Origin of the sequence: Polaromonas aquatica, from assembly GCF_050626995.1 — a bacterium.
In the GTDB taxonomy this organism is placed as follows: domain Bacteria; phylum Pseudomonadota; class Gammaproteobacteria; order Burkholderiales; family Burkholderiaceae_C; genus Polaromonas; species Polaromonas aquatica_A.
In genome coordinates this window covers 3,265,663-3,288,273 of sequence record NZ_CP192467.1, presented here as the reverse complement: position 1 = coordinate 3,288,273, position 22,611 = coordinate 3,265,663, and the positions used below count along the sequence as shown (strand labels likewise).

Below are 22,611 nucleotides of genomic sequence, written 5' to 3'. Positions count from 1 at the left end.
CGGGTTGCATCAGAATATACCGCAACTTGATTGCATTATGCGGCGCGCAGCTATTTCACATAAGTCAACTGAACCATTCTTTTCATGTCTTTGGACCACCACTTCAACGTGAAGGCCTGGTCGTTAAAAAAATAGACATCTACGTGTGCATAGACAGCCGAATTAACAGACTCGTCAGTGCGCCAGGTAACGCGATGGCTTTTGCCTTTCCATTTTCCAAGACCCATGGCGATCGGCTCAGTGCTGTTCACCGCCCGCCTCCCAAAATAGCGGTTGACCCGTTCTTCCGACGATTTCGCCGGGATGCCTTCCAGAAGCGCTTCAACGAAAGCAAGCTCCTCTTTGCTCAGGTCAATGTGCTTTTCATCATCACATGAGGTGATGTATTCGCAGATCCGTACACTGGGATCCTTCATCCACTGCTGCGCGTTCACCGTCGCATGCATCATCACCAAGGCAATCGGCAATACGAGGTTCCGCGTAGACCGTTCAAACACGAAGCAAAGAATTTCACGGAGATTTTTCAAGTTTCTTCCCTTCCAGCTTCTGAACAAATTCTTCACATTGCGCGGCCAGTTTTTGCCACGAACCGTCAATCGCCATAATGGCCTCCCTCCGCCTGAACGCCGTGGTGATATCGCGCGCCTTCATGGGCTTCGGCGATGTGAAGTTCATTGAAACGATGGGAGGATTTTGCGGATCACAGCTGTTAGTCGGCTCGCCTCGGTAATACGTACATTCCCGCAAGGCCCAGGACCCATTCACCCGCGTGACGCGCCCGGAGGAGGAGTACATCTGGCCCCACTCGCTGCTCACCCGATAGCCATCACCGTCACGCTCGACCGAGTACAGGCTGTACGGGGTGCGGCCGATTTCCGGGATGCAGGTGAGCCATACCCCCTCAACTGGCTCGCCTGCGAATGAGCCCAGGCCGTGGCTTGCCAAAATAAGAAGCACAAGAGTATTTCGCATGATTTTCCCGTCTATTAAACAGCAGCCAAGCCACGCACAGATTCAGCCAAGAAACGGCTCTTGGCTTCGGCGCGCACCCGGCCGCCGCGTGCCCGGCCACTGGCGGTAATGGAGGCGCCTTCTCAACGGTAAATCAAACCCGACAGCTGCCACGCCATGCGATTGCGCATTTTCGGCAGACGCGACACCAGCGACATCACCAGGTTGCGCAGCGCGCGCAGCCCGGGCCGAACGGTGGCCAGGCGCGTCAGGCGGTCGGCCAGGGCGACGATCTGGCGCGCCACGGGCCGGCGCTTTGCGGCGTAGGCGTCGAGTGAGGTCGTGCTGCCCGCCAATGCCTGCTCTAGCGCATCCGCCAGGCTGATCGCATCGAGAATGCCGGCATTCATGCCCTGGCCACCGGCCGGGCTGTGTACATGGGCAGCGTCGCCTGCCAGCAGGATACGGCCGGCACGGTAGCTTTCGGCCACGCGATGATACACACGAAAGCGCGAGCCCCACACCACCTCGTGCACCACGGCGCGCTCGCGCTGCGGCCCGCGCGCATCCAGCAGCGCCTGCACATAAGCCGCATCGGGCTGCTCAGGCGCGTCGCTGACCGTCGCGACCACACGATGCACGCCGTCTGGCAAGGGGGCCAACACCACCATGCCCGCCGGTGAGAAGTAAAGGATCACCTCGTCAGACGGAGCGCCGCCGCTCAGGCGCACATCGGCCAGCACAAATGATTCACCGTAGCTGCCGCCGTTGAAGGCGATGCCGGCACTCTCACGCACGGCACTGTGCATGCCGTCCGCGCCCACCACATAGCGCGCGCGCAGGCAGCTGCCGTCGTCCAGCGTGGCCGTCGCGCCTGACTCGTCTTGAACCAGCGCAGCCAATGTGCGCGGACGCAGCACCTGCCCGCCCAGCTCCACCAGGCGCTGCAGCAACACGCTTTCAGTGACGGCTTGCGAAACCATCAGCGTGTACGGGTACTGCGTGGGCAAGTGATCGAAACCGATGGGCACAAGCACCCTGTCCCGGTCACGGATGGTGAAACGCCGGGCCTGTATGCCCAGCGCGACCAGGCGGTGCGTGACGCCCAGGGGCTCCAGCACCTCCAGCGTGCGGGCGTGGACGACCGCCGCGCGCGAGGTGTTGGCGCCTTCGGCCTGCCGGTCGATGACGCAGGTGCGCACGCCGCGTGCCAGCAACGATGCCGCCAGCGTCAGGCCCGTGGGGCCGGCGCCGACGATCAGGACGTCGGCGTCAAAACCCGCGGATGAGGCGGGGGAAATGGGATTGCTCGAGGGAAAGGTCATGGTTTGCTCCAGTAAAAGTCAACAACCGTTGGTCAACAACTGTTGGCAATCATAATTGGCATTTTTTAAAAAGTCAACACGTGTTGGCCTATACTTGTTGACATGACCGAAACACCCCCCATTCCATCGCCTCCACCCCGCCGCTCCGACGCCACCAAGTCCGCCATCCTGACGGCCGCGCGCGAGCAGTTCGCCGCGGTGGGCTATCAAGCGGCGACCATCCGTGCCATCGCCACGGCGGCCGAAATCGACCCCGCCATGGTCATGCGCTATTTCGGCAACAAGGAAAAGTTGTTTGCGGCAGCCGCCGAGTTCGATCTGCGCCTGCCCGACTTGAGCGATATGCCGCGTAAAGATGTGGGCGCTGCGCTGGTGGAGCACTTCCTCAACCGCTGGGAAGACGACGAAACGCTGATGGCGCTGTTGCGCACAGCCGTCACCAACGAGGCGGCCGCCGAGCGCCTGCAGGAAATCTTTGCCACCCAGATGGCGCCGCTGATTGCCAAACTGTGCGGCGAGCCGCGCGCCGCAGCCGCCATGCGTGCGGGGCTGATCGCTTCACAGATCCTGGGTTTGGCCTTGTGCCGTTATGTGCTCAAGTTACCGCCGGTGGTCGGGCTCAAGCGCGCCGACATCGTGCGCCGCGTGGGCGCTACCGTGCAGGCCTATCTGTACGAGAACTGAGCAAGAACTGAGCGAGAACTGAGAGGCTAGCGACGCTCCGCCACCGGGCGCCCGAACGTCACCGCGTGGTTGACCTCCGCCGGCGCCGCGGCGGCGAGCTGCCAATCCGGGCTCACACCCAGCGCGTCGTTGATCGTCGAGAACGCCAGCCGGAACGCCACGAAGGCTGTGGCTTCGAAAATCTCGCGTTCTGAAAATCCCGCCGTGCGCAGCGCTTCAACATCCTGCGGTGTCGTGGCATTGGGGTTGCGCACCACCTTGCGCGCCCAGATCGACAGCGCCTGGTCACGTGCCGTGAGGTCATCGTTTTCAGTGGCCTGCAAGACAGCAGCCGCTGCCGCAGGGTTAGCCGCCGCAGCCAGCTTCTTGCCCCAGGCCAGCGCACAGTAAGAATCGCCCAGGCTGGCAGCGGTAGCGCAGACGATTACCGCCAGTTCACGGTTGGACAAAGATGAATTGCCCGTCAGCTGCGTGCGCAGCGTGCCAAAGGCTTCACATACTTCCGGTCGCCAGGCCCAGAGGCGGCTGAGGTTCATCACGAAGCCTTGCTGCGCCACGTCGCTTTTGTAGAGGCGGTCAGTGGCTTCGGTGTGAGCGGGGGTTTGCAAAAACATGGAGCGCCCTTTCTATCGGCAGATATTGCCAAATGATAGGTATCAAGGCGAATCCATGCCATCCCCCAAACACATGAGGGCCAGACCCGCAAAGCACTTCAGTCCCCCCATAAACCGCTGTATAACCAAGCCATCAACGCCACCCACGTTCACCACCCCAGCGGTGCATTACCCATGACTTCTACCCCTACCCCACACCCCACCCATCTACGCAGCCACACTTTTCACGGCCTGGCGCCCGGCCCTCGCCTTCTTGTCACTGGCGCCGTACACGGCAACGAGACCTGCGGCACGCGGGCCATCACGCAACTGCTGGAAGAAATCGACAGCGGCCAGCTCGGCATTGAACGCGGCACCGTGACTTTTGTGCCGATTACCAACCCGCTGGCTTACCGGCTCAAGCAGCGCATGGGCGAGCGCAACCTCAACCGCAACATGGCGCCCAGCGCAATCCCGCAAGACTTTGAAGACCGCATCGCCAATGTGCTGTGTCCGCTGCTGGATGCGCACGACGTGCTGCTGGATCTGCATTCATTCCACACGGGCGGGGCGCCGTTTGTGATGATTGGCCCGCAGAACAACACAGGAGCGCTGGAGCCTTTTGGTCACGCCGCGGAAGAAATGCAGCTGGCGCTGCATACCGGGCCGCACCGCATCGTCGAAGGCTGGCTGGACACCTATGCACGCGGTGTGAAACGGCGGGCGGAAGCCGCCTCCACCAGCGCCGGTGACCGAAAACAGGCCTTGGTGACCGACCCGAACTATGGCGTGGGCACCACCGAATACATGCGCTCACGCGGGGGCTACGGCGTGACGCTGGAGTGCGGCCAGCACGATGACCCCGCGGCCGTGGGCGTGGCACGGCACGCGATCCTGCAAACACTGGGTTTGCTGGGCCTCATCGCGCAAGCACCATCGCCCGAACCTGCGGAGCGCGAGATCCTGCGGCTGGTGGAGGTGGTGGACCGCGACCACGCCGGCGACACATTTACCCGCGAGTGGCGCAGTTTTGACCCGGTGAAACGCGGCGAAACCATCGGTACGCGGCATGGCGGCGAACCCATCACCGCACCGGTCGACGGCTTTGTGGTGTTTCCCAACCCGCGCAGCGAAGCGGGCCAGGAATGGTTTTATTTCGCCCAGCGGCGAGCCTGAAGCGATTGCGCACCCAGGCCGGTGCACAGGCAACAAAAAGGCCCGACAAGGGCCTTTTTAGTGAACAAATCGGGGCTCACCCCAACAAAAACGGGCGCAAGCAGCTATCAATTACATAGCAATACGCCGCCGCAAGGCGAAGCTGCAGTCTCAGTCTTTCACCCGCGACGCAAAAGTCTTGCGGAATTTCTCGACCTTGGGGCCGACCACAAACGCGCAGTAACCCTGGTTGGGATTGTTCTCAAAATAGTCCTGGTGATAGGACTCGGCGGGCCAGTAGTTTTGCAGCGGCAGCACTTCGGTGACGATGGGCTTGCCGAAGGTCTTATCCTGGCTGACCTGGCGAATGAAGTCGTCGATTTCTGCTTTTTGCTCCGGCGTTGAGTAATAGATACCGCTGCGGTATTGCGTACCGGCATCGTTGCCCTGACGGTTCAGGCTGGTCGGGTCGTGAATGACGAAGAAGATCTCGAGGATTTCCCTGAGCGTGATTTCTGCCGGGTCGTAGGTGAGCTTGACGACTTCGTTGCTGCCGGTGCGGCCGCTGCAGACTTCCTCATAGCTGGGCCGCGCAGCCTGGCCATTGCTGTAGCCGGACTCGACGTCGGTGACGCCGCGAACCTTGACATACACCGCCTCGGTGCACCAGAAGCAGCCGCCGCCGAGGGTGATGGTTTGGGGGGAAGAAGGCATGGAGATCTCCGCTGAAATCCGTTGGTCGTATGGGGATCGGCAATCTTACGTCGCAGCCTGCGGTGCCTGCGGCGAGGCCGACATTGCCCCCCGAAAAGAGCCGGACTACAAGGAAGGGAGAAGCACCCGTTCAGTCGCGCCGGCGCGGGCCTTTGGTGACATGCTGGGGGCCGACTGCGCGCCGCATCAGCCGCAACAGGCCCAGCGCCACAACGGCCCCGCCAATGGCCATGCCGAGCGAGCTCATGCTGAAGACCGTGTCATTGGTTTTGCCACCGCTGAGAATGGACGCGACAAAGTCACCGCCGATAAAGGCACCGAACATGCCGACGCCGACGCTTTCGAGAATGAGGATTTTTTCGCGGATGCCCGCGATCAGGCAGGCAGCTCCGCCGAGAAGAGCACCCACCAAACACCAGATATACGGGTTGATGCCGTTCTCCTGAAGACTATGAACCGCCCCATGGTGACAGCTTTACGCCGCCAGCAGTGGACATACTTTTACCAAGGTCATTCGCCAGGGCACTTGGGCGAGATGGAGTCTTCAGACTTTCGCGGCCGGGGCAATCGCACGCACCGCGTTGACAAACGCTCCCAATGCCTGGTGGTCACGCGCGGTTTTCCAGAGGCAATGGGTGTCGTAGGGCGTGGTGGTGGCATCCAGCGGCACAAAGGCAGCCCCGGCCATGGCTGACTGCTTGAGCGCCGCCGGCACCAGCGCGACACCCATGCCCTGCGACACCAGCGACACCACACTGAGCCAGTGCCGCAGCTCATAACGAATTTCAGGATAAAAGCCCGCTTCGGTGCATATCGCCAGGATACGGTCGTGGTAGTCAGGCGACACCGTGCGCGACACCACGGCAAACGGCTCGCCCTGCAAGGCCGAAAGCGACAGCGAGCGCTTGCGCGACAGCGCATGCCCAGACGGCAGGCAGCATACAAAAGCCTGGCTGGAGACGAGGATTTGCGACAGCTCGGGCGGAACCCGCGTGGTGTGCACAAAGCCCAGGTCGAGCCGGTCATGCGCCAGCTCAATCAGTTGCTCGCTGGAGCTGAGCTCTTTCAGCGTCAGGCGCAGCAACGGGTGCTCAGCCTGAAAGCGCTCCAGGATGTGCGGCAGGCCACTGTAGAGCATGGTTCCTGAAAAACCGATGGCCAGGCTGCCGGCCATGCCCTGCCCCACGTCGCGCGCATGGCCGGCGGCTTGGGCGGCTTGCTCCAGCAAGGCACGTGCCGCCGGCACAAAGGCCTGGCCTGCGGCAGTGAGCTGCACGGATTTGCTGTTGCGGGTAAGCAGCTTGGCGCCGACCGAGGCTTCAAGCTGCTGGATGTTCAGTGACAGCGGCGGCTGCGAAATCGACAGGCGCCGTGCTGCCCGGCCGAAATGCAGCTCTTCGGCCAGGACGAGAAAGTAGCGCAGGTGGCGGAATTCCATAAATCCCCATGAATATGTTTTTTATATCATTGAATCGTTATTTGATATTAGACAACTATTCATGCTTGTCAAACAATCAAGCCACTCGCATGGCGCAGCGGCCAAACCGGCCTGCGCCCTACACTGCAACCCGGCCCCAAGGAGACATCCCATGAAAACCCAATTCAACTGGCAAGACCCATTTTTCTTTATGGACCAGCTGAGCGACGACGAACGAGCCATCAGCGAAGCCGCCCACGCTTTCTGCCAGGAAAAGCTGCAGCCCCGCGTGTTGATGGCCGCGCGCCACGAGAAATTCGACCGCGAGATCATGAATGAGGCCGGCGCCATGGGTTTCCTCGGCTCCACGATTGAAGGCTACGGCTGCGCCGGCCTCAATTACGTGAGCTACGGCCTGGTGGCGCGTGAAGTCGAGCGCGTCGACAGCGGCTACCGCAGCGCCATCAGCGTGCAAAGCTCGCTGGTCATGCACCCCATCAACGCCTACGGTAGCGAAGCGCAGAAGCAAAAATACCTGCCCAAGCTGGCCACCGGCGAATGGGTAGGCTGCTTTGGCCTGACCGAACCCAACCACGGCTCGGACCCGGCCAGCATGCTGACGCGCGCCAAGCCGGTGACACGTGACGGAGTGGACGGCTTCATCGTCAAGGGCGCCAAGATGTGGATCACCAACAGCCCGATCGCCGACGTGTTCATCGTCTGGGCCAAGCTGGAAGACCCCGACGGCAAGGTCGGCGGCCAGGAAAGCATCCGCGGCTTTGTGCTGGAGAAAGGCATGAAGGGCCTGAGCGCTCCCAAGATCGAAGGCAAGATGAGCTTGCGCGCCTCGATCACCGGCGAGATCGTGATGGACGACGTGTTTGTCCCCGAAGCCAACTTGCTGCCCAACGTCAGCGGCCTGAAAGGCCCGTTCGGCTGCCTGAACAAGGCACGTTACGGCATCGCCTGGGGCGCGCTGGGTGCGGCTGAAGACTGCTGGTTACGCGCCCGCCAGTACACGATGGACCGCCAGCAGTTCGGCCGCCCGCTGGCGCAAAACCAGCTCATCCAGAAGAAACTGGCCGACATGCAAACCGAAATCACGCTGGGCCTGCAGGGCTGCCTGCGCGTGGGCCGGCTGATGGACGAAGACAAGTCGGTGCCCGAGATGATTTCGCTGATCAAGCGCAACAGCTGCGGCAAGGCGCTGGACATCGCCCGCCTGGCGCGCGACATGCACGGCGGCAACGGCATCCATGACGAATACCATGTGATCCGCCACATGATCAACCTGGAAACCGTCAACACCTACGAAGGCACGCACGATGTGCACGCGCTCATCCTGGGGCGTGCGCAAACCGGGCTGCAGGCGTTTTATTAAAGTCTTTTAGGGCTCCAGCCCCATTAAAGCGTGCGCGAGCAGCTATCTTTTTCATAGCAATACATACCACGCATGGAATCCGGCGCACTCAAGCCCCTGTTGACCGCCCTGGCATTGCCGCCGGCCTCGCTGCTGTTGCTGGCCCTGCTGGGCCTGCTGCTGGCTGTGCGCAAGAAGAAAGCAGGGCTGGCGCTGGTTACCTGCTCCGTATTGCTGCTGGCACTGCTCAGCTGCCATGGCACGGCCGTGTGGCTGTCGCGCACCATGCTGCCGCAGTTCCCAGCCATGCCGGTCGCCAGCCTGCAGACTCACAAGGTACAGGCGATCGTGGTGCTCGGCGGTGGCGTGTTGCCCGAAGCGGCGGAATACGGCAACAGCCAGCCGGGCGCACACACGGCGGCGCGACTGCGCTACGGCGTCTGGCTGGCACGGCAGTCGAGCCTGCCGCTGGCCTTTTCAGGTGGCATGGGCTGGGCGGCCAGCAGTGCGCAGACTGATTCCGAAGCCGTGGTGGCCGCACGCATGGTGCAACAGGACTACGGCATGACACTGCGCTGGAACGAAGCCCAGTCGCGCGACACAGCGGGCAATGCCCGCCTGCTGGCGCCGCTGCTGCAACAAAGCGGCGTGCAGCGCATTGCGCTGGTGACCGACGCCTGGCACATGCCGCGCGCCGCCCTGGCTTTCGAACGGGCCGGCCTGACGGTAACTCCCGCCCCCATGGGCCAGGTGCAGCCGGCACGGAATGACTTGATGGAATGGATACCTTCTGCGTCAGGCCTGATCATTTCGCAGCAGGTATTGCGCGAATGGCTGGCGTTGGCCATTGGCCGGTTCACGCCTGTGTAGGCAGACGACCCTCCCCGGCCCTGTCCCTTCTGTCGCCAGCCCTGACCGCAGCGGCCAAACATGGATGCAGGTCCTGGGCTTTACCGCGGGTTTACCTTTTTAAGGGCTTTCCGCTCCCTCGCCACGGTGTAGCCTAGCCGCTTTGGGTTGACGGTCGGAAAGTAAGCAGATATATTACTAACCAGTCAGTCAGTAACTATGTCACTTTCCAAACTCTTCAGCGACAACACCGCCATTGCCGGCAAACGCGAACGCCGCAAGGAAGCACGCCCCGGCGAGTTGCTCGACGCCGCCCTGGACCTTTTCGTTGAAAAAGGCTTTGCCGCGACCCGCGCCGAGGAAGTCGCTGCCCGCGCCGGCGTCTCCAAAGGCACGCTGTTCCTCTACTTCCAGAGCAAGGAAGAGCTGTTCAAGGCGGTGGTGCGTGAAAACATCTCAGGCCGTTTCACGGAATGGCGTACTGAACTGGACACCTTTGAAGGCACGACCCCCGAATTGCTGGCTTACTGCATGAACAGCTGGTGGGAGCGCGTGGGCCTGACGCGCGCCTCGGGCCTGACCAAGCTGATGATGAGCGAGGCCAAGAACTTCCCTGACATTGCCGCCTTCTACCAGCAGGAAGTCATCATGCCGGGCCACACCCTGATCCGCGCCGTCCTGCAGCGCGGCGTGGACCGCGGCGAATTCCGGCCCATGGACCTGGACTACGCGGTCTACCTGGTGGTTGCTCCCATGATTTTCCTGATCCTGTCCAGGCACACCGCCGGCATCTGCATCAGCAGTGAAACGACCCTGGATCCGGAAAAATACATCGCCTTCCAGGTGGAAACCATCCTGAACGGTATTTCCGCACCGGCCAACAGGAAAGCAACCACATGAAGCGATGGATCAAGTGGGCGGTCGCCGGGCTCATCGTGCTGCTCATGGTGGGCGGTGTGCTGCGTGCGTTGTCCGCGCGCAAGGCCCAGCAACAGGCACTCGCGGCCAGCACGGCCGTCAAGGACATCGGCCAGGTTGAGCTGGCCGCCACCGATGTGGTCAAGGCCCAGACGCGCGAAGTGATCCAGGGGCTGCCGGTGTCGGGCTCGCTCAAGGCCGTCAACTCCGCCGTCATCAAGGCCAGGGTCGCCGGCGAACTGCAGGGACTGGCCCTGCGCGAAGGCGACGTGGTCAAGGCCGGGCAGGTGATTGCGCGCATCGACGCCACCGAATACCAGTCACGCGTGCGCCAGGCCAGGGAGCAGGCCGAATCGGCCAAGGCGCAGGTCGATGTGGTGCAGCGCCAGTACGACAACAACAAGGCGCTGGTCGACCAGGGTTTCATCTCAAAGACCGCGCTGGATACCTCTTTGGCCAACCTCAACGCCGCGCAATCCACCTACAAGGCGGCGATGGCTGCCACAGAGGTTGCAGCCAAGTCAGTGGACGACACTGTCCTCAAGGCGCCGATCTCCGGCCAGGTGTCGCAGCGCCTGGCACAGCCCGGCGAGCGCGTGGGCATAGACACCAAAATCATCGAAGTGGTCGACCTGAGCCGTCTCGAGCTGGAAGCCACCCTGAGTGCCACCGATTCCATGGACGTACGCGTGGGCCAGACTGCACAGTTGCAGATTGAAGGCAGCCGCCAGCCGGTGACGGCCAAAGTGGTGCGCATCAATCCCACGGCCCAGGCCGGCAGCCGCAGCGTGCTGGCATACCTCAGCATCGACAACCCGGGCGCCGCCGGTGACGCCGGCGCGGCGCCTTTGCGCCAGGGGCTGTTTGCGCAGGGCGCGCTCGGTACGGCCAGCGCTTCGCTGTTGTCGGTGCCGGTCAGCGCCGTGCGCACCGACAAGCCAGCGCCTTATGTGCAAACGATTGAAAACGACCTGGTGGTGCACAAAAGCGTCGAGCTCGGCGTGCGCGGCACCGCGGGAAAAGACAGCGTGGTCGCCGTCAAGGGCCTGGCCGATGGCGCGGTGGTGATCCGCGGCGAAATCGGCGCATTGCGTGAGGGCACCAAGGTGCGTTTCACGCAACTTCCGGCTGCGGCGCAAGCAGCCAGCGCACCCGCCAAACCGGCGCCCTGAGGACTCACGCGCATGTGGTTCACACAGGTCAGCCTCAGGAATCCCGTGTTCGCCACCATGGTCATGCTGGCCATCGTGGTGCTGGGGCTATTCTCTTACCAGCGCATGCAGGTCGATCAGTTCCCCAACATCGACTTCCCGGTGGTCGTCATCACCGCCGAATACCCGGGCGCTTCGCCCGAGATCGTTGAAAGCGAAGTCACCAAAAAAATTGAAGAAGGCGTCAATTCCATCGCCGGCATCAACGCGCTGACCTCGCGCAGCTACGAAGGCCAGTCGGTCGTCATCATGGAGTTCCAGCTCTATGTGGACGGCCGCCGCGCCGCCGAAGATGTGCGCGAAAAGATCGCCGCCATCCGGCCCACGCTCCGCGATGAAGTCAAAGAGCCGCGCGTGCTGCGCTTTGATCCGGCGAGCCGCGCCATCTGGTCGGTCGCCGTGCTTCCGGACGCCACCAAAGGCAGCGCCGCCATGTCGGCCGTGGAACTGACCAACTGGGCCGACCAGGTCCTGAAAAAGCGCCTGGAGAACGTGCGCGGCGCGGGCTCCGTCACGCTGGTGGGCGGCACCAAGCGCGAGATCAATGTCTACCTGAACCCGCAGGCCATGGAGTCGCTGGGCATCACGGCCGACCAGGTGGTCAACGCCGTGCGCAATGAAAACCAGGACTTGCCGGTGGGCGCCATCCGTTCGCTGCAGCAGGAGCGTGTCGTCAAGATCGACGCGCGCATGAAGCGGCCTGAAGACTTCGGAAAAATCATCGTGGCACGCAAGGGCAGCTCACCGGTGACGGTGGACCAGGTGGCGCGCATTGCTGACGGCGCGCAGGAAATCGACAGCCTGGCGCTGTACAACGGCCAGCGCACGCTGCTGCTGTCGGTGCAAAAAGCGCAGGACGAAAACACCATTGCCGTGGTGGACGGGCTCAACCAGGCCATCAAGGACATCCAGCCGCAATTGCCGCCCGGTGCACGGCTGGAACTCATCACCGACGGTTCGCGGCCGATTCGTGTGGCGGTTGAAAACGTGCGCCGCACGCTGATCGAAGGCGCGCTGCTCACCGTGCTCATCGTCTTCCTGTTTCTGAACTCCTGGCGTTCCACCGTGATCACCGGGCTGACGCTGCCGATCTCCATCATCGGCACCTTCCTGTTCATGAACCTGTTCGGCTTCACCATCAACATGATCACGCTGATGGCGCTGTCGCTGTGCGTGGGCCTCTTGATCGACGACGCCATCGTGGTGCGCGAAAACATCGTGCGGCATGTGCAGATGGGCAAGGCGCCCTACCAGGCCTCGCTCGACGGCACACAGGAGATCGGCCTGGCCGTGCTGGCCACCACCTTCTCCATCGTCGCGGTGTTCCTGCCGATCGGATTCATGGGCGGCATCATCGGCAAGTTTTTCCACGAGTTCGGCGTCACCATCGTGGCAGCCGTGTTGATCTCGATGTTCGTGAGCTTCACACTGGACCCGATGCTCTCGAGCATCTGGCACGACCCTGCCATTGAGGCTCATGGAAAGCGCGGCGCGCCGGTCACCTTCTATGACAAGACCATAGGCCGCGTCACCGGCTGGTTTGACCACGCCACCGAATCCCTGAGCGACAGCTACCAGGGCATCCTGCGCTGGTCGCTGGGCCACAAGCTGTCCACACTGGCGTTGGCCGTGGTAATTTTTATCACCAGCATCTTCATGGTGCCGCTCCTGGGCACCGAGTTCGTTCCCAAGGCCGACTTCTCGGAAACTTCGCTCAACTTTTATACGCCGGTGGGCTCGTCACTGGAGACCACCGAGGCCAAGGCGCGGCAGGTGGAAGCCATCATCCGCGAGTTTCCCGAGGTGAAGTACACGCTGGCCACCGTGAACACCGGCAATGCCCAGGGCAAGATGTACGCGAACATCTATGTACGTATGGTGGACCGCAAGGCACGCACGCGCAGCGTCGACGAAATGTCGGGCGTGCTGCGCGAGCGCCTCAAGCAGGTGCCTGGCATCACGGTGACGCACGTCGGGCTGCTCGACGCCGTGGGCGGCAACAAGCAGGTGGAGTTTTCCCTGCAGGGGACGGACCTGAAAGAGCTGGAGCGCCTCACGCGCGCCATCAACGACAGGATTCGCGGCATCCCCGGCCTGGTGGACCTGGACTCCAGCGTCAAGGCCGACAAGCCTGTGATTGAAATTGATGTGCGGCGCGACGCGGCCTCCGACCTGGGTCTGTCGGTGTCGCAGATCGCCGCATCGCTGCGTACCCTGGTGGCCGGGCAAACCGTGGGCAACTGGCGCGCGCCCGACGACCAGACCTACGACGTGAACGTGCGCCTGGCGCCCGATGCACGCAACGCACCGCAGGACCTGGAGCGCCTGCCCTTCATGAGCACCCCCGGCAGTGGAGCTGGCGCCGCCGCGCACATGGTCCGGCTCAACCAGGTGGCTACGGTGAAGGAATCCACCGGGGCCAACCAGATCAACCGGCGCGACATGGCGCGCGAAGTCGCCATCAACGCCAACGTCTACAACCGCTCGGCCGGCGAAGTGTCCAACGACATCAAGGCGGCGCTGGAGAACTTCAGCTTCCCCCCCGGCTATCGCTACCAGTTCAGCGGCTCCACCAAAAACATGGCCGAGTCCTTCGGTTATGCGGTGTCGGCACTGGTGATGGCCATCCTGTTCATCTACATGATCCTGGCCAGCCAGTTCAAAAGCTTTCTGCAACCCATGGCGCTGATGACCTCCTTGCCGCTGACCTTGATCGGCGTGGTGCTGGCCCTGCTGATGTTCCGCTCCACACTCTCGATGTTTTCCATCATCGGCGTGGTGATGCTGATGGGCCTGGTGACGAAGAACGCGATTTTGCTGGTCGACTTTGCCATCCGCATGCGCGCCGACCAGGTGGACGTGGACGGCCACCGCGTTCCCGGCATGAACCGCAGCGATGCGCTGCTGCACGCTGCCAAGGTACGGTTGCGCCCCATCCTGATGACCACGCTGGCGATGATTTTCGGCATGGTGCCGCTGGCCTTTGCCCTGACCGAAGGCTCGGAGCAGCGCGCGCCCATGGGCCAGGCGGTGATCGGCGGTGTCATCACCTCTTCGCTGCTGACCCTGGTGGTGGTGCCGGTGACGTATTGCTACCTGGACGACCTGGGCCAGTGGTTCAAGCGCAAATTCGGCCCCAAAACACCGTCGCAAAACCCTGCGGACATGCATGCAGCAACGCCGGCCGCCGTCATGGGCGACCGCTAAAATCAAAGGTTTATCTCGTGTACAGCCCAACCTCCCCCATTTCGCCAACTTACAGGTCCGCCATGAACTACGAACAAGCCCGATTCAACATGATTGAGCAGCAAATCCGCCCCTGGGAAGTGCTGGACAACCAGGTCCTTTCCTTGCTGGCCGTGGTCAAGCGCGAAGACTTTGTCCCGGCCGCCCACAAGGCGCTGGCCTTTGTCGACATGGAAATTCCGCTGGGCGCAAAACCAGGCCAGTGCATGCTGGCACCCAAGGTCGAGGCCCGCATCCTGCAGGAACTGGCCGTGCAGAAGCATGAAAAAGTGCTTGAAATCGGCGCCGGCTCCGGCTACATGGCCGCACTGCTGGCCCACCGCGCGCAGCAGGTGATCACTATGGAGATCGACCCCGGGCTGGCACAGACCGCACGCGACAACCTGCAAAGGGCCGGCCTATACAACGCCGAAGTACGCACAGGCGACGGCACGGCAAAAATTGCCCAGGCCGTCTCCAGCAGCGATCCGCTGCGTGGACCGTTTGACGTGATCGTGCTCAGCGGTTCAGTTGCCGAAGTACCTGCCAGCCTGCTGTCCCTGCTGAAAGTGGGCGGCCGCCTGAGCGCTATCGTGGGCTTTGAACCCATGATGCGCGCCACGCTGGTCACGCGCGTGGCCGAAGACGCCTGGCGCACCACGCAGGCCTGGGACACCGTGGCGCCACGCCTGCTGAATTTCCCTGAACCTTCGAAGTTCAGTTTTTGAGCCCGGCCGTCCGCAAGACTTCATCACCCCAAGCACTCGCACACCCAACGCAGGACAGCCGACCATGATTCCCCAATTGAGCCCCGCCGACTTCGCCAACTGGCGCAACAACGCCGGGGAAGGCGCGCCTGCATTGCCGGTGGTGCTGGACGTGCGCGAGCCCTGGGAACTGCAGACGGCGTCGGTCAAGGAAGACGGCTTCAGGCTGGTGCATATCCCGATGCGCGAGATCCCCACCCGCCTGGCCGAGCTGCAGCAGACCGAAGCCGGCACCGGCCAGCCAATTGCGTGCCTCTGCCACCACGGCATGCGCAGCCTGCAGGTGGCCAACTTTTTGATGCAAAGCGGCTTTACCGAAGTCGTCAACCTGCAGGGCGGCATTGATGCATGGTCGCAGCAGGTGGACCCGTCAGTCCCCACGTACTGAGCCCGCAGCAGCCGCACGCCGTATTCACTTTCCTATCGCCAACTCATTCATTCCTCAGGACCTTTATGACCACGCCCAAGAAACCGCCGGCGCTACGCCTGTCGATGCTGCCCCTGTCGATTGCGATCACCTCGGCGCTGATGATGGCGGCACCGGCCGCGCAGGCACAGAGCCTGGTGGAGTTGTATGAGTCGGCCCGGGCCTTCGACGCTGCCTACCAGTCAGCCCAACGGCAGTACGACGCCAACCTGGCCAGGGCGGCCCAGGCCAAGGCCGGCATTTTGCCGACGGCGGGCATTTCGGCGGGCGCGTCGCGCAGCAATTTTGAAAACACCGCGCCGGTAACGGACCGCAGCTTCAACACGCAAAACGCCACGCTCAACCTGTCCCAGCCGCTGTACCGCCCTGCCAACTGGGCCACGTACGAGCAAGCCGCCAAACAGGTGGAGCAGTCCAAGGCACAGCTTGAAACCGCCAACCAGGACCTGATTGTGCGGACCAGCCAGGCGTACTTTGACGTGCTGGCCGCGCAGGACACACTGACCTTTGTGCGTGCACAAAAAGCTGCGGTGGCCGAGCAGCTGGCCTCGGCCAAGCGCAATTTCGAAGTAGGCACCTCCACCATCACCGACACCCGTGAAGCGCAAGCCCGCTACGACCTGGTCATTGCCCAGGAAATCGCCGCCGAGAATGACCTGCGCGTCAAGAAACTCGCACTGGACACACTCGTCGGGAAAGTTGAAACGCAACCCAAGCCCTTGCTGGCGCCCGTCAATTTGCCCGCCGTGGAGCCGGCCGATGTGAACACCTGGGTGCAGCAATCCGAAGCGGTGCATCCGAACATTCGCCTGGCCCAGAGCGGGCTGGAGATCGCCGAACTGGAAGTCAGGAAAGCCGAAGCCGGCCACAAGCCCACGCTGGACGCGACAGCCAGCTACAACGTCACACGCAATCCGCAAGGCACGGCAAGCACCAATCCGCCGTTCGCCTTCCGCACCAACACCACCACTGTCGGTGTGGTGCTCAACGTACCCCTGTTCGCGGGCTTTGCCACGCAAAACCGCGTGCGCGAAACGCTGTCGCTGAAAGAAAAGGCACAAAGCGATCTTGAGGGCGCACGCCGCAACGTGGCCCAAGCGACACGCGCAGCCTACTTCGGCGTGCAGTCGGGCCAGGGGCAAGTGAAGGCGCTGGAAGCAGCCGAACTGTCGAGCCAGAGCGCGCTGGACGCCAACAGGCTGGGCTACCAGGTCGGTGTGCGCATCAACATCGACGTGCTCAATTCGCAAAGCCAGTTGTTCCAGACCAAGCGCGACCTGGCGCAGGCGCGCTACAACGTCCTGCTGGGCGACCTCAAGTTGCGGCAAGCCAACGGCACGCTGACGCCGGAAGACCTCCAAAAAATCAACGCACTGCTGGCCCGGTAACAAGCAACCCAGCGACCGGCACCGCCACCGCACGACGCAACACCAAAGATCCAACGTTTCCATGCTGATGCCCACCCACGACCTGCTGTCGCTTCCCATCGAGGCCGAGCGGGTAACCGACGCACCTCGCGATATCCCGACAGGGCCGGGCTTTCAGTTGATTGAAGAAACCACCTGGGAAGCACTGGAGGCTTCAGGGCGGCAGCTGCCTTTTGAACGTCCCGTGCTGGTCAAGGGCGGCGTGAAGCATTGGCCGGCTTTCAGCAAATGGTCGTTTGAGCATCTTGCGGGTGTGTGCGAAAGCAAAGGCTCCGAAGCGCCTGTGAAATTCACCGACGGCCTGGTGGAGCAAGGCGTGACCAAGGGCCGGCCTTTTCTGCCGGTGGCGCCCTACCTGCGCGAGCTCGGCAAGGCGGCGCTGATCGCCCCCAACCCCGCCGCAGGCCTGCTGCCCAAGGCGCGGCTTGAAGAACTGCGCAAGCAACCCGGCGCGCGTTTCCACCTGAACTGGGCGCACATGCAGTCTTTCAAACCCACCACGCTGTACCTGGCGCAATGGGACATCCTTGAAACATTTCCAGAGCTGCGCAACGATTTGATGATCAAGAGCCTGTGGCCCGGCCAGCGCCTGACCTGGGAATATGTCTTCATGGGCCCGGCCAACACCGTGACCGGCCTGCACAACGACTTTCCACACAACTGGTTTTGCCAACTCAAGGGCACCAAGGAGTTCATCCTTTTCCCGCCCGACCAGCGCCAGCACATGTGCCCCGCCAAAAAATACGACTGGGGCGCCACGCTCAGCGACATCAACGTGTCGCGTCTGCCTGAGCAGGCCAGGGAACTCGCCTCGTTTGAAAAAGCCAACGGCCTCTACGCCCGCGTGGAAGCCGGCGACGCACTTTTTGTGCCCCGCCGCACCTGGCATTCAGTGGTGTCGGCAGAGCCCTCCATCAGTCTGGGCATGTTTGGCCTCACGCCATACGAAGTCGCCACCGGCGGTGCCTGGGCTACGCTGCGGGATTGGGCGCATCACTTGCGTATGTACGCCTGGGGCAATTGCACCTGCCATCAGGTGATCAAATAGCCCCCACGGTCGCTCACTTTGTGTAGCTCCCAGCCCCCCGAGGGGGCCACCCGCCTGCGGTCTGGCAAAGCCAGTCCCGCGGCTCATGCTGGCATGAAGAACTCTTTGAGCACTACAAGCGGGCAGCCGCGGAACCGGCTTTGCCGGGCTGCAGGCGCCGTCCCCGGCCAGGGGAAAAGGGCTACACGAAGTGAGCCCGATAGGGGTGGGCCAATTTTCCGGCTTCGCCGGCCCCAGGCGCCGCCCCCTGGGGGGGAACAGGCTACACGCAGTGAGCCTGAACGGGAGGTGACGCCAGATCTAGATCAGCGTGAGGATCACATAGGCGCCGAAGCCGAAAAGACATGCGGCCATGAAGAGCAGCATCCAGAACCAGATGGGTACGCGCAGCTTCGGTCTGGTTGGCTCGGTCACGGTGCCTCCTTATCGCGCAGGCGCTTTCAAGAAACCTTCGAGCGCACTCACCGTCTTCGCTGTAGCACCCCGGTTGCGGTCGGCGAAGGCCTGGCCCGCAGCCACAGCGGCGGCGCGTGCTTCGGGCCTGTCCATCAGTTTTCTCGCGGTGCGCACGCCCTGCTCCATGTCGACCACGCGCCGGGCTGCACCTTCTTCCACTGCCAGTTCGGCGGCTTCGGTGAAGTTGAAGGTGTGGGGGCCCATGACGACCGGGCAACCGCAAGCGGCGGCCTCGATCAGGTTCTGCCCGCCCAGCGGTGCGAAGCTGCCGCCCAGCAAGGCGACATCGCTCATCGCGTAATACAGCCCCATCTCACCGAGCGAGTCGCCCAGCCACACATCGGCCTGCTGCGCATCGAGGCTGGCCGTCGGGCCGCCTGCGGCATCGTCCCAGCCAGAGCGCCGCGACACGCGCAGGCCATGCTGGACCACCAGGGCCTCGACTTCATTGAAGCGCTGCGGGTGGCGCGGCACCAGCAGCACCTTGAAGCGGCTTCCCATGCCTTCGGGCTGCTGCGTTTGAGATAAATCCGCTACATTTTTGATAGCGCCTTGCGCACGTTCTGATTGGGCTACAGCACTGATTTCTTTTAGAAACAGCGCTTCCTCGCCTTCACGCGAACTGGCGAACATCAGCACAGGCTGCGCCAGCATGCGGCGCCAGGATTTGCCTTTTTCCTGCTGGGCATCATCTGGCGAAGCATCAAATTTCAGGTTGCCGAACACCCCCGCCACGGCAGCACCCGCCTGGCGAAAGCGCCGCGCATCGTCATCCGTCTGCGCGTACACCGCCGACAGCGCAGCGTATGCGGGCATCGACAGTGGTGACATCTTCAGCGCCTGCCGAAGGGATTTTTCAGACAACCTGCCGTTGACCAGCACCAGCGGCATGGCGCGGGCCTGGGCCGCCGCAACGGTGTTGGGCCAGATCTCGGTCTCCATCAGCAGCCCCAGCCGCGGCTTGAAATGCCCAAAGAAGCGCGCCACCGCGCCAGGGGTGTCCCAGGGCTGCCACACCTGCACATCGCCGGGTTGCAGCAGGGCTACGCCTTCCGCGCGCCCCGTGGCCGTGCCATGCGTGAGCAGAACGCGCAGGCCCGGATGCTGCGCGCGCAGGGCCTTGAGCAGCATGGCGGCCGTGCGCGTTTCGCCTAAAGAGACGGCATGCAACCAGACCAGCTCCGATGCCGTTTCCGGGGGCTGCGTGTAGTGGCCAAAGCGCTCCTGCACGGCCTGAAGGTAACCGGGTTCCTGCTTGCCGCGGCGCGCCAGCTTGCGGCGCAGCAGCGGCTGGCCCAGCCACATCAGCAGTGAATAAAGCCTCAGGGCCGGCGCGCTCATGGCGCGCTTCCCGCGCTTCCCGCGCTGGCCGGGCTGCTCACGGACCAGCATCCCAGCCACGCCTGCCAGACGGTTTCCACTGTGGGAACCGGCTGTGCAAACACGCTGACTTGCCGCCCTCCATGGCCGGCTATGCCGGGCCCGGTACGCCAGGCCGTGTCGAAGTTGTAGATCTGCACATGCGGCAAATCCAGCGCCACGGCGATATGGCTCACACCGCTGTCCACCCCGATCACGCCGGCGCACTGTGCAAGTTCTTCAGTGAGCGCGTCAAGCGGCAGCAGCGGCAGCACCAGGACGGTGTCCGCAGTGGTTCTGTTCAACGCATGGGCAATCGCCTGGCTGGTGAGCAGTTCGCGTGCATTGCCATGTGCCAGCGCCACCGGGTAACCCGCTGCACCCAGGCGCCGGCCCAGGGTGATCCAGTGTTCCAGCGGCCACTCCTTGTCGGCGCGCGACGTGCCATGGACCAACACCACCCGGCCTTTTGACGTCGAATCTGCTATCTTTTTAATAGCTGCTTGCGCCCAAAAATCATGGGATTCAGGGCTTTTTAATCCAAAATCCGGGGTGATTTTCGGGATGTACCCCAAAGCGCGCGCGGCCAGCTCCCGTGAGCGCTGCACGGCGTGGATGTGCGGCTCCACGGTAATGGCCACGTCGGCCACCCAGCGCGTTGGGGCCTCATAGCCGGAGCCCTCGGTCTGGTTGGCCAGGGCATAGCGCTTGCCGCCAGGCGCCAGCACGGCCAGCCGGGCGACCAGCGCGGACTTGGTCAAGCCTTGCAAGTCAATCACGGCATCGTAGGCTTCCCGCTGTAGCTCACCCATGAAGGCGCGCCACTCCTGGCGCGTCACGCCGGTCCAGAATGATTTGCGCCAGCGCCGGATCTCACAGGGGATGACCCGGCGCAACCCACTGCAGCGCGCCAGCAGCGGTGCGAATGACTTTTCCACCACCCAGTCAATTTCAGCCTCCGGCAACGCAGTGCGGATGTCCTGCACCACCGGCAGGGTGTGCACCACATCGCCGAGCGAGGACAGCTTGACCAGGAGAATTTTCATGAAGCATTTTAGACCCCCACGGTCGCTCACTTCGTGTAGCTCCTGCCCCCCGAGGGGGCCGCCCGCCTGTGGCCCGGCAAGCCGGTTCCACGGCTCATGCTGGGTTGAAGATTCAGGACGTAACGGAGTAACGGGTATTCCACCAGTGGGGGCCGCGGAACCGGCTTTGCCGGGCCGCAGGCGCCGCCCTGAGGGGAGAGCAGGCTACACGAAGTGAGCCTGAAAGGGGGTGAGCCTAATGCGCGGCGGCAGCGAAGCTGGCATCAGGCTTGACGCTCCGCAACAGGGCCAGCATGTCGGCCTCGATGCGCTCCAGCGCCTGCTGGGTATGACCCTCAAACCGCAACACCAGCACCGGCGTGGTGTTGGAGGCGCGGATCAGCCCAAATCCGTCCGGCCAATCCACACGGACACCGTCAATCGTTGAAATCTTCGCGGGCGCCGCAAACTTCGCCGACCTGGTCAAGGCCTCCACCACCGTATGCGGCTCGCCTTCCTTGCAGGCGACGTTCAATTCAGGTGTGCTGAAGCTGGTGGGCAAGGCATTGAGCACGATGCCGGCGTCGGGCACGCGGCTCAGGATTTCCAGCAGGCGCGCGCCGGCGTAGGTGCCGTCGTCAAAACCGTACCAGCGCTCTTTGAAGAAGATGTGACCGCTCATCTCGCCACCCAGCGGCGAGTTGATTTCTTTCATCTTCGCCTTGATCAGCGAATGGCCGGTCTTGTACATCAGGGGCGTACCGCCGGCCGCCTCAATCTCGGGCGCCAGGCGTTGCGAGCATTTCACGTCAAACAGGATCGTGCCGCCCGGTACGCGCGACAGCACGTCACGCGCAAACAGCATCATCTGGCGGTCGGGGTAAATGTTCTGCCCGTCTTTGGTCACGATGCCGAGGCGGTCGCCGTCGCCGTCAAAGGCCAGGCCCAGTTCAGAATCGCCGTTCTGCAGGGTCTTGATCAAATCCTGCAGGTTTTCGGGCTTGCTGGGGTCGGGGTGGTGGTTGGGAAAGTTGCCGTCCACTTCACTGAACAGCTCGATCACCTCGCAGCCCAACGCACGAAAAATGGCGGGCGCCGACGCGCCGGCAATGCCGTTGCCGGAGTCGATGACAATTTTGAGCGGGCGTTCAAGCTTGATGCCCGACACGATGCGGTCGCGGTATGCCGTTTCCACGTCGACCTGGCGGATGGCGCCGGGCTGCGACGGCAATACCCAGGTTTCACCTTCGATTGTGCGGCGCAGCGCCTGAATTTCCTCGCCATAAATCGCACGGCCGCCCAGCACCATCTTGAAGCCGTTGTAGTCCTTGGGGTTGTGGCTGCCCGTGACCTGGATGCCCGAATCCGTCACCGTGTTCGCCGCAAAATACAACATGGGCGTGGTCACCATGCCAACGTCGATCACCTCCACACCCACCGCAGCCAGGCCCCGCATCAACGCCGCGCTGAGCGACGGGCCGCTGAGGCGCCCATCGCGGCCCACGGCAACCGATTTCTCACCTTCAGCCAGCGCCGCCATGCCAAAAGCCTTACCCAGCGCCTCTGCCATTTCCTCATGAATGGTGGACGGCACAACACCGCGAATGTCGTAGGCCTTGAAGATGGAGGGGTTGATTTGCATCGGGCGGGATTCCTGTGAGCTTGATGGCTTTGATTGTAGGGGCGGTCTTTTCAGGAAC

The 22,611-nt window shown here is 62.8% G+C and carries 21 protein-coding genes; 11 read left to right on the top strand and 10 right to left on the bottom strand.

The genetic code is table 11. The features are described from left to right. Nucleotides 1–50: 50 nt before the first annotated feature. The 3 genes from ACQ4MS_RS15780 to ACQ4MS_RS15770 all read right to left on the bottom strand — a co-directional run bounded on the left by ACQ4MS_RS15780 (nt 51) and on the right by ACQ4MS_RS15770 (nt 2,276). Complete coding sequence (locus ACQ4MS_RS15780) at nt 51–527, bottom strand: hypothetical protein (protein WP_431095580.1); 477 nt, start codon at nt 525–527, stop codon at nt 51–53. Continuing rightward, nucleotides 511–972 (bottom strand): hypothetical protein, encoded by a 462-nt coding sequence (locus tag ACQ4MS_RS15775; protein ID WP_431095579.1) that lies wholly within the window; start codon nt 970–972, stop codon nt 511–513. The genes ACQ4MS_RS15780 and ACQ4MS_RS15775 overlap by 17 nt, the downstream gene beginning before the upstream one ends. A gap of 122 nt (nt 973–1,094) precedes the next feature. Then, complete coding sequence (locus ACQ4MS_RS15770; RefSeq protein ID WP_431095578.1) at nt 1,095–2,276, bottom strand: FAD-dependent oxidoreductase; 1,182 nt, start codon at nt 2,274–2,276, stop codon at nt 1,095–1,097. A gap of 102 nt (nt 2,277–2,378) precedes the next feature. On the opposite strand from ACQ4MS_RS15770, the gene ACQ4MS_RS15765 reads away from it, so the two are divergent. Beyond that, complete coding sequence (locus ACQ4MS_RS15765; RefSeq protein WP_431095577.1) at nt 2,379–2,960, top strand: TetR family transcriptional regulator; 582 nt, start codon at nt 2,379–2,381, stop codon at nt 2,958–2,960. Nucleotides 2,961–2,986: 26 nt separating this feature from the next. On the opposite strand, the gene ACQ4MS_RS15760 is transcribed toward ACQ4MS_RS15765, so the two are convergent. Next, nucleotides 2,987–3,574 (bottom strand): carboxymuconolactone decarboxylase family protein, encoded by a 588-nt coding sequence (locus tag ACQ4MS_RS15760; protein WP_431095576.1) that lies wholly within the window; start codon nt 3,572–3,574, stop codon nt 2,987–2,989. A 174-nt stretch (nt 3,575–3,748) separates the two neighbouring features. Here ACQ4MS_RS15760 and ACQ4MS_RS15755 point away from each other — a divergent pair, with 174 nt between their 5' ends. After that, nucleotides 3,749–4,729 carry a succinylglutamate desuccinylase/aspartoacylase family protein gene (locus ACQ4MS_RS15755; RefSeq protein WP_431095575.1) on the top strand — a complete coding sequence of 327 codons (981 nt, stop codon included), beginning with the start codon at nt 3,749–3,751 and terminating at the stop codon, nt 4,727–4,729. Between the two features lie 150 nt (nt 4,730–4,879). Here the strand turns inward: ACQ4MS_RS15755 and msrA are convergent, their stop codons facing one another. The 3 genes from msrA to ACQ4MS_RS15740 all read right to left on the bottom strand — a co-directional run bounded on the left by msrA (nt 4,880) and on the right by ACQ4MS_RS15740 (nt 6,860). Next, nucleotides 4,880–5,422 (bottom strand): peptide-methionine (S)-S-oxide reductase MsrA, encoded by a 543-nt coding sequence (gene msrA, locus ACQ4MS_RS15750; RefSeq protein WP_431095574.1) that lies wholly within the window; start codon nt 5,420–5,422, stop codon nt 4,880–4,882. Between the two features lie 130 nt (nt 5,423–5,552). Further along, nucleotides 5,553–5,831, bottom strand: a complete 279-nt coding sequence (locus ACQ4MS_RS15745; protein WP_431095573.1) for a hypothetical protein — start codon at nt 5,829–5,831, stop codon at nt 5,553–5,555. A 135-nt stretch (nt 5,832–5,966) separates the two neighbouring features. Further along, nucleotides 5,967–6,860: a LysR substrate-binding domain-containing protein gene (locus tag ACQ4MS_RS15740; protein ID WP_431095572.1), complete on the bottom strand. Its 894-nt coding sequence runs from the start codon at nt 6,858–6,860 to the stop codon at nt 5,967–5,969. A gap of 151 nt (nt 6,861–7,011) precedes the next feature. Here ACQ4MS_RS15740 and ACQ4MS_RS15735 point away from each other — a divergent pair, with 151 nt between their 5' ends. The 9 genes from ACQ4MS_RS15735 to ACQ4MS_RS15695 all read left to right on the top strand — a co-directional run bounded on the left by ACQ4MS_RS15735 (nt 7,012) and on the right by ACQ4MS_RS15695 (nt 18,071). Then, nucleotides 7,012–8,220, top strand: a complete 1,209-nt coding sequence (locus tag ACQ4MS_RS15735) for an acyl-CoA dehydrogenase (RefSeq protein ID WP_431095571.1) — start codon at nt 7,012–7,014, stop codon at nt 8,218–8,220. A gap of 72 nt (nt 8,221–8,292) precedes the next feature. Then, a complete protein-coding gene (locus ACQ4MS_RS15730; RefSeq protein WP_431095570.1) occupies nt 8,293–9,069 on the top strand; it encodes a YdcF family protein in 777 nt (258 codons plus the stop codon). A 198-nt stretch (nt 9,070–9,267) separates the two neighbouring features. Next, nucleotides 9,268–9,948: a TetR/AcrR family transcriptional regulator gene (locus tag ACQ4MS_RS15725; protein ID WP_431095569.1), complete on the top strand. Its 681-nt coding sequence runs from the start codon at nt 9,268–9,270 to the stop codon at nt 9,946–9,948. After that, the gene (locus ACQ4MS_RS15720) at nt 9,945–11,138 is read left to right on the top strand and encodes an efflux RND transporter periplasmic adaptor subunit (protein WP_431095568.1); all 1,194 of its coding nucleotides are present in this window, start codon (nt 9,945–9,947) and stop codon (nt 11,136–11,138) included. Before ACQ4MS_RS15725 ends, ACQ4MS_RS15720 begins: the two co-directional genes overlap by 4 nt. Before the next feature lie 12 nt (nt 11,139–11,150). Then, on the top strand, nt 11,151–14,384 hold the full coding sequence (locus ACQ4MS_RS15715) for an efflux RND transporter permease subunit (protein WP_431095567.1): 3,234 nt from the start codon (nt 11,151–11,153) through the stop codon (nt 14,382–14,384). 62 nt (nt 14,385–14,446) lie between these two features. Further along, entirely contained in the window at nt 14,447–15,130 is a 684-nt protein-coding gene (locus ACQ4MS_RS15710; protein ID WP_431095566.1) for a protein-L-isoaspartate O-methyltransferase family protein, read from the top strand. 64 nt (nt 15,131–15,194) lie between these two features. Beyond that, nucleotides 15,195–15,557, top strand: a complete 363-nt coding sequence (locus tag ACQ4MS_RS15705; protein WP_431095565.1) for a rhodanese-like domain-containing protein — start codon at nt 15,195–15,197, stop codon at nt 15,555–15,557. A gap of 65 nt (nt 15,558–15,622) precedes the next feature. Continuing rightward, nucleotides 15,623–16,984, top strand: coding sequence for a TolC family outer membrane protein (locus tag ACQ4MS_RS15700; RefSeq protein WP_431095564.1), 1,362 nt, complete (start codon nt 15,623–15,625; stop codon nt 16,982–16,984). Nucleotides 16,985–17,045: 61 nt separating this feature from the next. After that, on the top strand, nt 17,046–18,071 hold the full coding sequence (locus ACQ4MS_RS15695; protein ID WP_431095563.1) for a cupin-like domain-containing protein: 1,026 nt from the start codon (nt 17,046–17,048) through the stop codon (nt 18,069–18,071). Nucleotides 18,072–18,494: 423 nt separating this feature from the next. Here the strand turns inward: ACQ4MS_RS15695 and ACQ4MS_RS15690 are convergent, their stop codons facing one another. The 3 genes from ACQ4MS_RS15690 to ACQ4MS_RS15680 form a co-directional block, all read right to left on the bottom strand. Further along, nucleotides 18,495–19,868 carry a 3-deoxy-D-manno-octulosonic acid transferase gene (locus ACQ4MS_RS15690; RefSeq protein WP_431099602.1) on the bottom strand — a complete coding sequence of 458 codons (1,374 nt, stop codon included), beginning with the start codon at nt 19,866–19,868 and terminating at the stop codon, nt 18,495–18,497. Beyond that, entirely contained in the window at nt 19,865–20,932 is a 1,068-nt protein-coding gene (gene waaC / locus ACQ4MS_RS15685) for a lipopolysaccharide heptosyltransferase I (protein WP_431095562.1), read from the bottom strand. Before waaC ends, ACQ4MS_RS15690 begins: the two co-directional genes overlap by 4 nt. 235 nt (nt 20,933–21,167) lie before the next feature. Beyond that, the gene (locus ACQ4MS_RS15680; RefSeq protein ID WP_431095561.1) at nt 21,168–22,553 is read right to left on the bottom strand and encodes a phosphomannomutase/phosphoglucomutase; all 1,386 of its coding nucleotides are present in this window, start codon (nt 22,551–22,553) and stop codon (nt 21,168–21,170) included. Between the last annotated feature and the right edge of the window lie 58 nt (nt 22,554–22,611).